The 13,274-nt window shown below is 66.0% G+C and carries 11 protein-coding genes and 2 pseudogenes; 1 reads left to right on the top strand and 12 read right to left on the bottom strand.

Annotated features, from left to right (window positions below; translation table 11 throughout):
- Positions 1 to 3 precede the first annotated feature (3 nt).
- The 7 genes from D6860_RS07280 to D6860_RS07250 all read right to left on the bottom strand — a co-directional run bounded on the left by D6860_RS07280 (position 4) and on the right by D6860_RS07250 (position 7,178).
- Positions 4 to 906 carry a polysaccharide deacetylase family protein gene (locus tag D6860_RS07280; protein WP_076622173.1) on the bottom strand — a complete coding sequence of 301 codons (903 nt, stop codon included), beginning with the start codon at positions 904 to 906 and terminating at the stop codon, positions 4 to 6.
- Complete coding sequence (locus D6860_RS07275; protein WP_076622172.1) at positions 903 to 1,640, bottom strand: aspartate/glutamate racemase family protein; 738 nt, start codon at positions 1,638 to 1,640, stop codon at positions 903 to 905. Before D6860_RS07275 ends, D6860_RS07280 begins: the two co-directional genes overlap by 4 nt.
- 44 nt (positions 1,641 to 1,684) lie before the next feature.
- Positions 1,685 to 2,497 (bottom strand): ABC transporter permease, encoded by an 813-nt coding sequence (locus tag D6860_RS07270; protein ID WP_076622171.1) that lies wholly within the window; start codon positions 2,495 to 2,497, stop codon positions 1,685 to 1,687.
- Complete coding sequence (locus D6860_RS07265) at positions 2,494 to 3,348, bottom strand: ABC transporter permease (protein ID WP_083697728.1); 855 nt, start codon at positions 3,346 to 3,348, stop codon at positions 2,494 to 2,496. Before D6860_RS07265 ends, D6860_RS07270 begins: the two co-directional genes overlap by 4 nt.
- On the bottom strand, positions 3,345 to 4,409 hold the full coding sequence (locus D6860_RS07260) for an ABC transporter ATP-binding protein (RefSeq protein WP_076622169.1): 1,065 nt from the start codon (positions 4,407 to 4,409) through the stop codon (positions 3,345 to 3,347). The genes D6860_RS07265 and D6860_RS07260 overlap by 4 nt, the downstream gene beginning before the upstream one ends.
- 3 nt (positions 4,410 to 4,412) lie before the next feature.
- On the bottom strand, positions 4,413 to 5,444 hold the full coding sequence (locus D6860_RS07255; RefSeq protein ID WP_017467904.1) for an ABC transporter substrate-binding protein: 1,032 nt from the start codon (positions 5,442 to 5,444) through the stop codon (positions 4,413 to 4,415).
- Positions 5,445 to 5,552: 108 nt separating this feature from the next.
- A complete protein-coding gene (locus tag D6860_RS07250; RefSeq protein WP_229743230.1) occupies positions 5,553 to 7,178 on the bottom strand; it encodes a thiamine pyrophosphate-binding protein in 1,626 nt (541 codons plus the stop codon).
- 353 nt (positions 7,179 to 7,531) lie between these two features.
- On the opposite strand from D6860_RS07250, the pseudogene D6860_RS25625 reads away from it, so the two are divergent.
- Positions 7,532 to 7,929: pseudogene (locus tag D6860_RS25625) on the top strand (transposase); the annotation flags it as partial.
- A gap of 103 nt (positions 7,930 to 8,032) precedes the next feature.
- On the opposite strand, the gene D6860_RS07240 reads toward D6860_RS25625, so the two are convergent.
- The 5 genes and pseudogenes from D6860_RS07240 to D6860_RS07220 all read right to left on the bottom strand — a co-directional run bounded on the left by D6860_RS07240 (position 8,033) and on the right by D6860_RS07220 (position 13,262).
- On the bottom strand, positions 8,033 to 10,381 hold the full coding sequence (locus D6860_RS07240; RefSeq protein WP_017467093.1) for a heavy metal translocating P-type ATPase: 2,349 nt from the start codon (positions 10,379 to 10,381) through the stop codon (positions 8,033 to 8,035).
- A gap of 50 nt (positions 10,382 to 10,431) precedes the next feature.
- On the bottom strand, positions 10,432 to 11,751 hold the full coding sequence (locus tag D6860_RS07235) for an APC family permease (protein ID WP_076622167.1): 1,320 nt from the start codon (positions 11,749 to 11,751) through the stop codon (positions 10,432 to 10,434).
- Positions 11,748 to 12,401 (bottom strand): TVP38/TMEM64 family protein, encoded by a 654-nt coding sequence (locus tag D6860_RS07230; RefSeq protein ID WP_371683188.1) that lies wholly within the window; start codon positions 12,399 to 12,401, stop codon positions 11,748 to 11,750. The genes D6860_RS07235 and D6860_RS07230 overlap by 4 nt, the downstream gene beginning before the upstream one ends.
- 58 nt (positions 12,402 to 12,459) lie before the next feature.
- Entirely contained in the window at positions 12,460 to 12,894 is a 435-nt protein-coding gene (locus tag D6860_RS07225) for an ion channel (RefSeq protein WP_076622164.1), read from the bottom strand.
- 12 nt (positions 12,895 to 12,906) lie between these two features.
- Positions 12,907 to 13,262 (bottom strand): annotated as a pseudogene (locus D6860_RS07220) (DUF302 domain-containing protein).
- Between the last annotated feature and the right edge of the window lie 12 nt (positions 13,263 to 13,274).

Here is a 13,274-nt window from a genome sequence, read left to right as displayed (position 1 = left end):
GGCTTACTCCGAGGCGGGCGTGTAGGGGTGCTGCGTCAGGATGTGCTGCGCGAGGGCGTCGCATGTGGGGAACCAGACCCCGGGCAGCGTCTTCATCCGCTGGATCAGCCGCTGCAGCATGTCGACCCGCATGGCGTGGCCGGACACGAAGGGGTGCAGCAGGAAGTTGACGTAGCCGCCGGCCTTGTACTGCTGCAGGAAGGCGTCCCACCAGATCTCGAAGACCTCGTCGACATCCATCACCCGCTGCGCCTGGTTCGGCGTATCCAGCCAGCCGAAGCTGAAGAACATCGCGTCATCGAGCGCATAGTGGAACGGCAATTGCAGGATCGGGTTCTCGCCCTGCGCATCGAGTTCGTAGAACGGCAGGTCGTCCGCGGAGCTGAAGGAGTTGTAGACCACGCCCTTCGACCGCAGCAGCCCGGGCGTATGGCTCGACCGGGTGCCGGTGACCGGCTTGCCTGAAATCTTCGACAGTGCGGCGAGGGTACGGGTCAGATGCGCATCCTCGATCTGCGGATCGTCGTAGACTTCATGCTCCCACATGTGGTCGGCAAGCTCGTGCCCGTTGGCGACCACGTGGTGCAGGACCTCGGGGTAAAGCTCGCAGATGCGGCCGGGGGTGAAGAGCGTGACCTTCACGTCCTCGGCATCGAACATCTCCATGATCCGCCAGACCCCGACGCGACCGCCAAACTCGCCCTTGGCCTTCTGGCCCCAGGGCTCGTTCAGCAGGCGGCGCAGCAGCATGGCGTCGAAATCGAGGGTGAAGTTCACCGCGATCTTCACGCCCTCGGGATAGGCAAAGTCCGCGATGGGGATGCGCCGCGCACGCTGGAAGCGCGCGGTATCGACGAGGCCCTGGAAGGCGTCCGGGGCCGGGGCGGTGGTGTCGTTGGGGGTCATTCCGCACTCCGGGTATCTGAGGAAATCTGGGCACCGCGCGGCAGGCCCGCGCGGTAAAGAACGGCGGCCTCTGCGGCCTTGAGCCCGGCGATCACCGGGTTGACGATCGGCACGCCGACCGTCTGTGTCAGTTTCTCGGGCAGGCCGGGAATGAACGAGAGCGCGAAGCATCCCAGCACCAGCACGTCGGCGCCCTGTGCGACGCAGCCTTGCGCCCGTTCGACGATGGCAGGCAGGTGGGTCTCGGGATCTCGGTTGAGATCGGCGACCGAGCCGCCCACCGTTACCTCGGAGACAAAGCTGTCCTCGAGGCCGATACCACGTATGCGGCGGCGCAGCCCCGGCGGCGTCGGGTCCGACGACAGCTCCGAGAAGCGCTCGCCGAGCTGCACGGCGGCCAGCATGCCCGCTTCGCCCGGGCCGATCACCGCGAGCCCGGAGATCTCTGTCAGCGCATCGACCGCCGGGTCGCTGAAGCAGCCGATGACAACCGCGTCGTGCCGACTCGCCCATCCCAAGGCGCTTTCGCGCAAGGCCGGGAAGACCATCGCCGCATCTGCGGCGGACTCGATGGCGCTCGGTCCATCCTCGGGCGAGGCGATCTCCACCTGTGCCGAGGGGGCCCATGCCTGCAGCATCGCCGCGCGCCGCAGGACCACCTCGGGACCGGCGGTGCGGTGGAGCGGGCTGGCCAGCTGGTAGAGCACACGGGGGCGGGCCGACGGATCGGACATGGCTTGGGTCTTTCGTTTGTGAGGTGCTTCTGACCGGAGGCCGGTCAGAAGGCGCGTTGCAGCCCGACGAGTTTCTGCACAAGGGCCACGCCGAGGATCGACAGCAGGATCGACAGCGTCGCGGCGGCGGCAGCGGTCGGCTTGAACTCGTAGGTGAGGAAGTCGAACAGCGCGAGCGGCAGGGTATTGCCCCCGAGCGGCTTGAGCAGCAGCGAGATGGTGTAGAGATCGAAACTGTTGATGAAGGCGAAGATCCCGCCCATCGCCAGCCCCGGCATCACAAGCGGCAGGATCACCAGCCGGAAGGTCTGCCATCCCGTGGCGCCGAGGCTGGCCGAGGCCTCCTCGAGCGAGGACGGCACCTGTCGCAGCGCCGCGGCGATCGACACGTAGGCGTAGGGAAAGGACATCAGGATATGGCCCATCTGCAGTCCGATCACGGTGCGGCCCAGCTCGATCTTGTAGAGAAAGAACAGCAGGCCGACCGCCGTCAGCAGCTCGGGCACGAGGAGCGGCAGGGTCATGCCCAGCTGGAACCAGCCTGACAGCCTGCCCGCGATCACCTGTCCCGCCAGGGCCGCCATCATGGCGACCGTGGTGGTGACGATCGCCGTGATCGCGCCGATGCGCAACGACATCAGCAGCCCTTCGACAAGATCCTGGCGGTTGAAGAACTCGAAGTACCACTGCAGCGAGAAGCCCTGCGGCGGGAACTCGATCAGCAAGCTCTCGGTGAAAGAGGCGCCGATGATCATCACCAGCGGCGCCATCAGAAACACGTAGAGCAGGATGATCAGAACGCCGAAGGCGAGGCCCACGGTCCGCTGATGGCTGAAGGTCGAGGTCGCGTCGCTCATGCCTTGGACCTTTCCATGAGTTTTGCGGTCAGCGCGGTGAACAGCGCCACGACACAGATGGTCGAGACGGACAGGACGATCGCAAGCGCCGAGCCGAAGGGCCATTGGAAGGTGCCGGTGAGCTCGCCGATGATGAGGGTCGGCATGTAGCTGACCATCTGTCCGCCGAGCAACGCCGGGGTGACATAGGCCGCGACCGCGAGCACGTAGACGAGGATCATCCCGGGGTAGATGCCGGGAAAGCTCAGCGGCAGGATGATGTCACGGAAGACCTCGCGGCGGGTGGCCCCCATGGAAGAGGATGCCTCGATCAGCGTCGGAGAGATGTTGCGAAGCGCGTTGTTGATCGGCAGCACCATGAAGGGCACGAAGACGTGCACGAGTGCGAGGATCACCAGCCCTTGCGTGAACAGCAGCCGCAGCGGGCGCTCGATGATGCCGAGCGCCAGCAGCGTCTCGTTGAGTGGCCCGTTGAGCGCCGCGGCGATCATCCAGCCGAAGTTACGTACCAGGACCCCGGTCATGAGCGGCGAAGCGATGCAGGCATAAAGGAAAACCGCTTTCAGCCCCTTCGCCTTCGACATGTGCCAGGCGATCGGGTAGCTGACCACGAGGCACAGCACGGTCACCAGCCCGGCTGTCAGCAGCGAGCGCAGCAGAACACCCCAGTAGTAACCGTCTCCCAGAATGCGGTCGTAATGCATTGTGGTATAGGCCTCGCCGAACGGCTCGGTCTCGCCGGGCGTCCTGAAGCTCATCTCGACCATGTTGGTGATCGGCAGGATCATGAACACGAAGATCAGCACGATCGCAGGGATCGCCAGCAGGAGCTTGGGGTTGCGCAGGGTCATGGCGAGACCTCTGGCATCAACCAGGCATGGCTACGGTCGATGTCGATGCCGACCTCGTCGCCGGTGTGCACCACGGTGTTGGGTTCCGCAGAGAGCTTCAGCACGCTGTCGCCCGGCAGGGTGATCTCGCAGTGCAGCGCCGCCCCGAGGAAGGCCGACTTGGTGACCCGACCGCGGAAGGTGCCTGCCTCCGGAGATGTCAGCGACAGGGCTTCTGGACGCAGCAGCAGCTCTGCCGGTGCGCCGGCCTCGATGCCGGGCACGCCGTCCAGTTCCAGCGTGGTGCCGGCGGCGGTGATGCCGTAGCGCCCCTCCGCCAGCGGCGTCACCGATTGGCAGGGCAGGAAGTTCGCCTCGCCGGTGAAGTCGGCCACGTAACGTTCGACGGGCTTTTGATAGATCTCGCGCGGGGTGGCGAATTGTGCCACGCGGCCTGCCTTCATGACCGCCACCATGTCCGACATGGCCATCGCCTCGGACTGGTCGTGGGTGACATAGAAGGCGGTGATTCCCGATTGCTGCTGCAGGTCGCGGATCAGCCAGCGCACTTCGTCGCGTAGCCGCGCGTCGAGGTTGGCCAGCGGCTCGTCGAGCAGCAGCAGCTTGGGTTTGAGCACAAGCGCGCGTGCCAGCGCGACGCGCTGCTGCTGGCCGCCCGAGATCTGCCGCGGCAGTCGATCGCCGAGGCCGGTGAGACGCACCAGCTTCATCACGTCATGCACGCGGGTTTCGATTTCGGATCTTGCCAGCTTTTGCAGCTTGAGTCCGTAGCCGATGTTCTCGGCTACGGTCATGTGCGGGAACAGGGCGTAGTTCTGGAAGACCACGCCGAAGCCGCGACGGTTGGCCGGGACGCCGAGGATCGACTCCCCTTCTACCGTGATCTCGCCCCCGTTGGGCTCCAGGAAACCGGCAAGGCACCTCAGCGTGGTGCTCTTGCCGCATCCCGAGGGCCCAAGCAGCGTCACCAGTTGGCCGGACTCGGCCTTCAGTGACACGCCGTCGAGCGCAAGAAAATCCTGATACCGCTTGCGCAGATCCCTGACTTCAACCGTCGCCATGCCTCAGATAGTCCGTTCCCAGAGGTCGTTCAGCGCCGGCATGATAGCGAGCGTTTCATCCCAGTCGAAGCGAATTGCCTGACTGACGATTTCCGGCTGCAGCGGCCATTTCTGGAGTTCCTCGGGCAGTTCGACCGTCTTGTTGGTCGGTGCGATGAGCCAGTTTTCCGCCATCCACAGCTGGATTTCCGGCGACAGCACGAAGTTGACGTAGTCGAAGCCGAGCTGCTTGTCCGGGCTGTTCTCGAAGACCGAGAACGAGTGGTCGAACACCAGCATGCCTTCTTCGGGCACAACGTAGTCGATCGGCAGACCCTGCTCCTGCATGGTCTTCACCTCGCCGAGGTCGATCGGCGCGACGGCGATCTGGCCCTGGGTCAGCAGCGGCGTCAGCTGCGCCGAGTAGCCGATCTGCGGGAACGGCGCGAGTTCCTTGAACTTGGCGACGGCGGTCTCGATGTCGTCGCGGCCCGAGCCGAAGTGCTCGCCGGCCCAGAGCGCCATCATCGTGGCAGCGGAGTTGGTGATCTTGTAGAGACCCAGCTGGCCCTTGAAGCGCTCGTCCCAGAGGTCGGCCCAGCCCTTCGGCGGCTCGTCCACCATGTCGGTGCGATAGGCGATGACTAGCGGGGCAAGCATGCCGGTCACGGCGGTGTTGCCCTTGAGGATCGCCGGCTCGATCACGTCGGCCATGTTCGGAACGTTCTCGGGAGTCAGCTCGGCGAAGTATCCGTCGTTGCGGATCATCGCGGTGTATTTCTCGTTCAGCATCACCGCCGGGAAGGGCGGATTGTCCGGACCTGCGGCGCGGAAGTTCGAGATCCAGGCCATGCCGAGGCCGATGTCGAGGTCGAAATCCTTGCCGATCTGCTCGGCGAATTTCGGCATGACGTACTGGCGCCAGTCGTTTTCCCAGCGTCCGCCGAACATGTTCACGATGAACGTGTCGGACTGGGCAAAGGCCGGAGCGCCGATCGCGCCGAGGGCCGCGGCGCCGGCCGAGGACTTGAGGAAGTTGCGTCTTGTGAGGCTCATGGACGTGTCTCCTGTTGGGTCTATTATTCTCGTCGGTCGCGGCGCTTGGTGAGGGAGGAGCCGCAACCGACCGGTTGCCCCGCCGTAAAGCGGGATTTCGGGGACGCCTTACATCTCGATCATCGTGGGATCGAGGCGCAGGTCGATCAAAACCGGTCCGTCGCGGTCGGCGATCGCGGTGCAGGCTGCGTCAAGGCTGGCCTCGTCGGTGACCCGCACCGTCGCGAAGCCGAGCGTCGCACAAGTTTCGGCGAAATCGATCCGGGCGATCATCGACAGCCCGGGGTTCATCTTGCGGTTGGTGAACTGGACGTGCTCGGCGCCGTAGCTGCCATCGTTGCAGAGGATCACCACGAGGTCGGCGCGTTCCTGAACCGCGGTCACAAGCTCGCTCAGGCCGGAGAGCGTGAAGCCTCCGTCGCCCGCGACCAGAACCGTGGGCCGGTCATCGATGGCGGTCGCGGCGCCGATTGCTTCCCCGAGTCCGCAGCCGATGGCGCCGAAATGTGACGTGTAGACGAGATCCTGCGGCCGGGTGACCGGCAGGTTGCGCCAGGCGGTGGTGACGAAGCGACCGAGATCGGCGACAAGCACCCGTTCAGTTGGCAGCGCCCTGTTCAGGCGGCGCAGCGCCGGGGCCATGTCGACGGTGCCGGGGGCGGTCTTTGCCGCAGCGGGGATCTGCGCGAAGGACTCGGCCTCGGCCCGCAGCCGTTCGGCAAGGTCGTCGCCGGTGGCGCCCGAGCCCGGAATTTCGGCCATGTCCAGAAGATCGGTCAGCGCGCGCGCCGTGCCTGCGATATCGCCGATCAGGCGCAGCGTCGGCGTGTCGAGGCGGGGCGTTTCCTGAGCGTCCGGAAGGATCTGCACCACGCGTTTGCCCTTCGTATAGGCCCGCTCCTCGGTGGTGTGTTTGCTCAGGCTCGCGCCGAAGGCGAGGATGCAGTCCGACTGCATGATGACCTCGGTGGCCGTCGGATGACTGAGGCCGCCACAGATGCCGAGGTCGAAGCGCTCGCCGTGGAACAGGCCCTGCGCCTTCAGGGTGGTGGCGACCGGGGCCTCGATGCGCTCCGCCAGTTCCAGCAGGGCGGCGCGGGCTTCGGGGGTCGCGGCGCCGCGCCCCGCAAGGATCAGCGGGCGCCGGGCCGAGGCCAGCATGCCCGCTGCCTCTTCCAGAGCGTCGCCCGAGGCCGGTGCCATGGTGCAGGCGGGCACCGCGACGGCAGCATCGGGCGCAGCCATGTCGTCCCACATCAGGTCGACACGCATGTTGTAGACGACGGGACAGCGGCGGTGGGCCGCAATTCGGAATGCGCGGTTCAGATCCTCGATGGCCGTCGCGGCGCTGCGCATCTCGATGAAGACGGCGCCGGTGCTTGCCACGACCTCGCGCTGATCAATCTTCTGCAGGTGCTGCAGGTCGCCCGGCGCCGTGTCGCCGCACAGGACCACCAGCGGAATGCCGCCCCGTACCGCCTCTGCGAGCGCCGTCACCACGTTGGTCAAGGCCGGGCCGTGAGTAATCGTCGCGACGCCGGTGCGTCCCGTTGCCTGCGCAGAGCCGATCGCGGCGAGAACCGCGTTTGCTTCATGCGTGCAGGCGACATAGCGACCGTGCCCGGCTTCGACATAACTATCCACCATGAAGAGATTGGCATCTCCGACAAGACCATAGAGATGCGTGACTTCGAGATCCGCTAAGGCCCGGGCCAGCCCCTGATGCAGTTTCATGGTGTTCGCCGTATCTTTCATGTGTTGCCGTTGGCCTCATCCGTGTCTGGTGATCACCTTAGGTTCGGCAGGGGCGTGACAAAAGATCATTTTATACAATGCAATAGTTCCGCAAAGTTACCAAAGGCAGATCCAAAACAGGCTGCTCTAACCGATCACATTTTCTGTAAGCCTCTCTTCCGCTTGCGCAAAAGCCGGCACTGGCCCGGTGATCGTTGAGAGGGGCGGAGCCAGAGCGCGAGACCCCATTTGCGCCCCCCACAAGGGCCACCGGGGTCAGGAGCGGCGCGGAATCAATGACCGATGCACCAGACTGGCGCCTCAGCGGTGAGGCCTGCGAATGTTCGGTCCACCTGCTCGCCCAGGTTCCGGCGAACGTGGGCATCGCCGCACTCACGACTGAAGGTGCCTACGGCACACGCGCCTGCCTTGATGCCATTGCGGCCCGTGGAGCAGCAGCGATCATTCCGGTTCCTCAGAATGCCCGGCCCTGGAAGCGAGACGCGGTAGGAGTCCGCACGCGCAACGAGATCCTGTGATCGTCGAAGCACCTGGGCCGGGCGCTCTGGCGGATTTGGAGCGGCTACCGCCGGCGCGCAGGAGCGAGGCGAAAATGAACTGCGTGAAGCTGCTCGGCCGGCGGCTGATCTACCATGATTTCGACCGCCAGGTGGCGGAGGTCCGGATCCGGGTGGCAGTCCTCGACCGCCTCACGGCACTCGGAATCCCGATGTTCGTGGCCGCAGGATGAATGTGCCCGGAGGAAGGGGAACGCGCTTGCTTGCTGATTATTCAAAAATCACCTCCCGAGAGGATAAACTCCCGGGCGGTCGCGCGCGCGCGACGGAGCATTGTCAAAGCTTCATGCGGCGCAGACGAAGTGCGTTGACGATGACCGAGACCGAAGACAGGCTCATTGCTGCAGCCGCGATCATCGGTGAAAGCAGCAGCCCGATGAACGGATAAAGGATACCTGCTGCGATCGGAACGCCCGCTGCATTGTACGCAAAGGCGAAGAACAGGTTCTCCTTGATGTTGCGCAGCGTCGCAGTAGCCAGCTTGCGCGCGCGGACGATCCCGACGAGATCGCCGCCTAACAGTGTGATCCCCGCGCTCTCGACCGCCACGTCGGCGCCGGTGCCCATGGCGATGCCGACGTCCGCTGCGGCGAGGGCCGGAGCGTCGTTTACGCCGTCGCCGGCCATCGCGATGTAGGCCCCCTGCGCGCGCAGCTCCTCGACCAAGGCCTTCTTGTCCTCGGGCAGAACCCCGGCGCGGACCTCGTCGATGCCGAGATGGCGCGCGACGGCCTCGGCTGTCCGATGGTTGTCGCCGGTCGCCATGATGACCCGCAGGCCCAGCGCGTGCAGGTCCCGGATTGCGCCCTCGGTCGTCTCCTTGATCGGGTCGGCCACGGCCACGAGACCGACGAGGCTTCCGTCCACCGCCACATACATTGCCGTCTTGCCGTCCGCGCGCAGGGCGTCGGCCCGGTCCTCGGCGGAGGCGATCTCGATCCTCAACGTCTCCATCAGTGCCGGGTTGCCGAGCGCTACGTCACGGCCGGAGACGCGGCCGGTCACGCCCTTGCCGGTGACCGCGTCGAAATCGGTGACGTCGAGCCGTTCAGCGTTGCGGTCCCGTGCGCCCTGCACGATGGCTTCGGCCAGCGGATGTTCCGAGCCGCGCTCGAGGGCCGCGGCGAGCGCGAGCACCTCGGCCTCGTCGGCCTGATTGAACGCGATCACGTCGGTAAGCTGTGGCTTGCCCATGGTCAGTGTTCCGGTCTTGTCCACGATTACCGTATCCACGCGCGCCATGCGCTCGAGCGCCTCGGCGTCCTTGATCAGAACGCCCGCCTGAGCACCGCGCCCGGCGGCGGTCGTGATGGAGATTGGCGTGGCGAGCCCAAGTGCACAGGGGCACGCGATGATGAGAACGGAAACACCCGCAGTGATGGCAAATGCGATAGCCGGGTCAGGACCGAGGAGAAGCCATGCGATGAAGGCGAGTACCGCGATTCCGACCACCGTGGGCACGAAGACCGCGGACACGCGGTCGGCCAGCCCCTGGATCGGCGCACGCGAGCGGCGGGCGCCCGCGACCATGTCGACGATCTGGGCGAGCACAGTGTCGGCACCCACCTGCGTGGCGCGGATCGACAGCGTGCCGTTCTTGTTGATCGTGCCACCGGTGACTCGGTCGCCCTCGGTCTTCTCGACCGGGACGGGCTCGCCGGTGATCATGCTTTCATCGACCGACGAGCGGCCCTCGACCACCTCTGCGTCCACGGGGATGCTGTCGCCGGGACGGACGCGTAGCATGTCGCCCTCGACCACGTTCTCGAGCGGGGCGTCGTATTCGCTGCCATCGGGCAGGATGCGCCGGGCGGTCTTGGGGGCGAGGTCGAGCAGCGCGCGGATCGCGTCCCCGGTGCGTTCGCGGGCGCGCAGTTCAAGTACCTGGCCCACGAAGATCAGCGCGACGATCACGACCGCCGCCTCGAAATAGGTCCCGACGCCTTCGCCCATCCGGTATTCCATCGGGAAGACCCCCGGCAGGAAGGTCGCGAAGAGCGAGTAGACATAGGCCGCGCCGACACCGAGCGAGATCAGCGTCCACATGTTGGGCGACATGTTACGGAAGGAAGCGAGGCCACGTTTGAAGAACGGCAGTGCAGCCCAGAGCACGATTGGCGTTGCGAGGAGGAATTCGACGTAGGTGGCGACGCGGTGGCCGATCCAGTCGCGCACCGGCAGGCTCACCAGCTCGCCCATGGTCAGGATGATGAGAGGCACGGCGGCAGCCGCGCTGATCCACATGCGGCGGGTGAAATCGGTGAGTTCCTCGGAGGGCTCGTCGCTGGGCACCATGGGCTCCAGCGCCATGCCGCAGATCGGGCATGCGCCGGGTTCGTCGCGCACGATCTCGGGGTGCATCGGGCAGGTCCATTGCGTGCCGGGCTGTGCCTGCTGACCGGCCTTTGCGGCGTTGCCCGAGGCATAGAACCACGGGTCCGCCTTGAACTTCTCCTCGCAGCCCTCCGAGCAGAAATGATAGGTCTCGCCGCCGAAATCCTGATTGCGGGTATCGCCCTTGACCTCGATGGTCATGCCGCAGACCGGGTCTTTCGCGGTTTCGGCCCCGTCGGGGGCAGGGGCGCCGTGATCGTGGTGGTGATGGTGTTTCGCGTGTTCGGACATGACCGACTCCCTTTCACATCGTCTTGATGGGGCATCCAGTAACTGGAAGGTCAAGCGCCATGTCGATGGTGATGCCGCGGCGGTGGGCGCAGTCGCAGGAAAACGTGCTCGAAGACGAAGACCACCGCCATCGCGGTGACGGCGATCAGCACGATCGACGGGTCTGCCTGCCATTTCATCGCCGCGAAAGCAGCAAGCACCACGGCGTCGAGCCCGATGGCCGTCAGCAGGATCCAGCCGCGGGCGCCGACTTCCTCGCGCAGGTTCCGGAAGACGCCCCAGTGGATGAGGATGTCCATGACCAGGTAGAAGAACGCCCCGAGCGAGGCGATGCGGCTGAGGTCAAAGAAGACCGTCAGCAGCGAGGCGATCACCACCGTGTAGACCAGCGTGTGGTCGCGGATAACGCCGGGCATCCCGAAATGGCTGTGCGGGATCATCTTCATGTCGGTGAGCATCGCCAGCATGCGCGACACGGCAAAGACGCTCGCGATCAGGCCCGAGGCCGTGGCAACAAGCGCGAGCGCAACGGTGAGGTAGAAGCCGGTGCGCCCGAGCGCGGGCTCGGCGGCCTCGGCCAGCGCATAGTCCCTGGCTTCGACGATCCGGTCGAGCGGCAGACTGCTGCCGACGGCGAAGGCGACCAGCAGGTAGACCAGCGTGCAGACCGCGATGGAGATGACGATGGCGCGGCCGACGTTGCGGTGCGGCTTGGTTATCTCGGCGCCGCTGTTGGTGATGGTGGTGAAGCCCTTGAAGGCGAGGATGGCCAGCGCCATCGAGGCGACGAAGCCGGCGGCCCCGGTCGTTTCTCCGCCGCGGCCCGTGGCCTCGAAGCTGAACCCGCCGGCCCAGAGCGCCGCCGCGCCGAAGAGCGTGATGCCGCCGACCTTGAGGGCGGCCATCAGGACCGAGAGCCACCCGACCGAACGGTTCCCCGAGATGTTGACGAGCCACGCGAAGAAGATCACGCCGACACTGATCGCGGGCACCATCCATGTGTCGCGCGGCATGTCGAGCCCGCGGAGCAGGTAGTTGGCAAAGGTTCGGGCCACGAGGCTTTCGTTGATCACCATCGACAACGCCATGAGCAGGGCGGCACCGGCAGCGACGGTTGTCGGCCCGTAGGCCTTCTGCAGGATCATCCCGATGCCGCCCGCCGAGGGGTAGGCGTTCGACATCTTGACGTAGGTGCAGGCGCTGAAGGCGGTCACGACCGCGCCGGCGATGAAGGCGAAGGGAAAGAGCGGACCGGCGAGGTCGGCGATCTGGCCGGTAAGCGCAAGGATGCCGGCGCCGATCATCACGCCGGTGCCCATGGCGATGGCGTCGAGAAGCGTGATGCTGTCTTTCCGATAGTCGGAGCTCATTCAATGCGTTCCTTGTCCTGGGTCCGTTCGGTCTGCCGTCGGCTCGCGCCCGTTCCGCCGCGCAGGGCCATCAGCACGAGCGGCACCGCGGTCAGCAGTCCGAGGCCGAGGACGATCCACTCCGCCGTGCCTAAATCACCCTCCATGGCCAGGCTCCCGAAATGCGCGAGCACGAAGCTGGCCGGCAGGATCCCGGCGAGGGTCGCCAGCGCGAAGCGCCAGAAGTGCAGGCGGCTCAGCCCGGCGGCATAGCTCATCGCGTCGAAGGACACGAAGGGCAACAGTCGGCTGACGAAGACGGTCAGCGTCAGCGCGTTCTGCGAGCCGAGCAGGCCGTAGTCGCGCTTGTTCCCGAGCATGCGCTCGACCGCGCCGCGGCCGGCCCCGCGCGCGATGAGAAAGGCCGAGATCGCGCCGGCCTCGGAGCCGAGCGCGACATAGGCCGCGCCCGCGTAATGCCCGTATGCCGCCCCGGCGGCGAGCGCGATCGGCGCACTGGGCAGCGGGCTGGCCACGACCGCCGCCGTCATCAGGCCGATCACGGCAAGCGGGCCCCACGGTCCGGCGCTCGCCACCCAGCGGGCGACGGTCTCCCGGTCGAGGCCATCGGGCGGCCAGCCGGTCAGCCACGCCACGACCAACGCAGCCAACAGCAGGGCGCGGCGCCCGCCGCGACGATCCTGAGCTTCTGCTTTGCCGTGGCTCCGGTCATTCGTTTTCGGCGCGTTGCCAGCTCTTCTGGCACACGGTGAAGAGGTAAGTCGCCGACCAGGTCAGGATCATGAAGCCGCCCAGCGATTGCAGCATGGTCACGATCCTTATGTTACCGGCCAGTTCGATCTGCGTGTAGCCCAGCGTGGTGAAGTTCACCCCGGTCAGGTAGATGAGGTCGGCCCACGACAGCGGAGCGGAGGCGGGCCCGCCCAGCCCCTCCCAGCCCAGCAGCCAACGGTTCGCCGCGGCAAGGGCCAGGATCTCGGCGACGTGGAGAAGCAGCAGACCGATGAAGGTCGACTGTATCGCCAGCGTCGCGCTGAAATCCGGCCGCGGTGCCGCCCTACCGAGGAAATAGAGGGCATAGTGGTGGACAAGGCCCACGAGGGCGACGAGGCCCACTCCGACTGCAATCGCGGCAAGTGTCATGACCGGACGGGATCAGGCGGCATCGACGGCACCGACAAGCATATCGCGGACCTGCCCGGCGACGGCGTGCAGGCGTCGTTGTCGATGGCCGTCATCCAGACGATGGGGGCGATCGCGCTGATCTCGCTCCTGCCATCGGTCTCGCGCAGGATCCCGTTGCAGGGCAGCATCGCGCCGACGCGGGGCTCGATCCCGATGGCCCCGCAGGCCATCTTGGGGTTGCAGGCGCCGAGGATGCGGTCGCCATCCATCTCGCCATCGATCTCGGTCAGGACGCCGAACCCGTCATTCGGGAGCGACGCGCGGAGGTGCGCCTGGGCATCGTCGATGGAGACACCTTTCAGCAGGCGGTCGTGCGTGTAGCTCATGGACCTGCTCCT

Source organism: Salipiger sp. D13 (genome assembly GCF_003703915.1).
Lineage (GTDB): Bacteria > Pseudomonadota > Alphaproteobacteria > Rhodobacterales > Rhodobacteraceae > Salipiger > Salipiger profundus.
The sequence above is the reverse complement of the archived record's forward strand: the minus strand, read 5'-3'. Positions and strand labels throughout refer to the sequence as shown.

What these genes read in the sequence shown, in the direction of transcription:
- D6860_RS07270 (WP_076622171.1), bottom strand. Translation starts at nt 2,497, where the DNA reads ATGAGCGACGCGACCTCGACCTTCAGCCATCAGCGGACCGTGGGCCTC.
- D6860_RS07265 (WP_083697728.1), bottom strand. Translation starts at nt 3,348, where the DNA reads ATGACCCTGCGCAACCCCAAGCTCCTGCTGGCGATCCCTGCGATCGTG.
- D6860_RS07280 (WP_076622173.1), bottom strand. Translation starts at nt 906, where the DNA reads ATGACCCCCAACGACACCACCGCCCCGGCCCCGGACGCCTTCCAGGGC.
- D6860_RS07275 (WP_076622172.1), bottom strand. Translation starts at nt 1,640, where the DNA reads ATGTCCGATCCGTCGGCCCGCCCCCGTGTGCTCTACCAGCTGGCCAGC.
- D6860_RS07235 (WP_076622167.1), bottom strand. Translation starts at nt 11,751, where the DNA reads ATGAGCTCCGACTATCGGAAAGACAGCATCACGCTTCTCGACGCCATC.
- D6860_RS07240 (WP_017467093.1), bottom strand. Translation starts at nt 10,381, where the DNA reads ATGTCCGAACACGCGAAACACCATCACCACCACGATCACGGCGCCCCT.
- D6860_RS07250 (WP_229743230.1), bottom strand. Translation starts at nt 7,178, where the DNA reads ATGAAACTGCATCAGGGGCTGGCCCGGGCCTTAGCGGATCTCGAAGTC.
- D6860_RS07255 (WP_017467904.1), bottom strand. Translation starts at nt 5,444, where the DNA reads ATGAGCCTCACAAGACGCAACTTCCTCAAGTCCTCGGCCGGCGCCGCG.
- D6860_RS07260 (WP_076622169.1), bottom strand. Translation starts at nt 4,409, where the DNA reads ATGGCGACGGTTGAAGTCAGGGATCTGCGCAAGCGGTATCAGGATTTT.
- D6860_RS07225 (WP_076622164.1), bottom strand. Translation starts at nt 12,894, where the DNA reads ATGACACTTGCCGCGATTGCAGTCGGAGTGGGCCTCGTCGCCCTCGTG.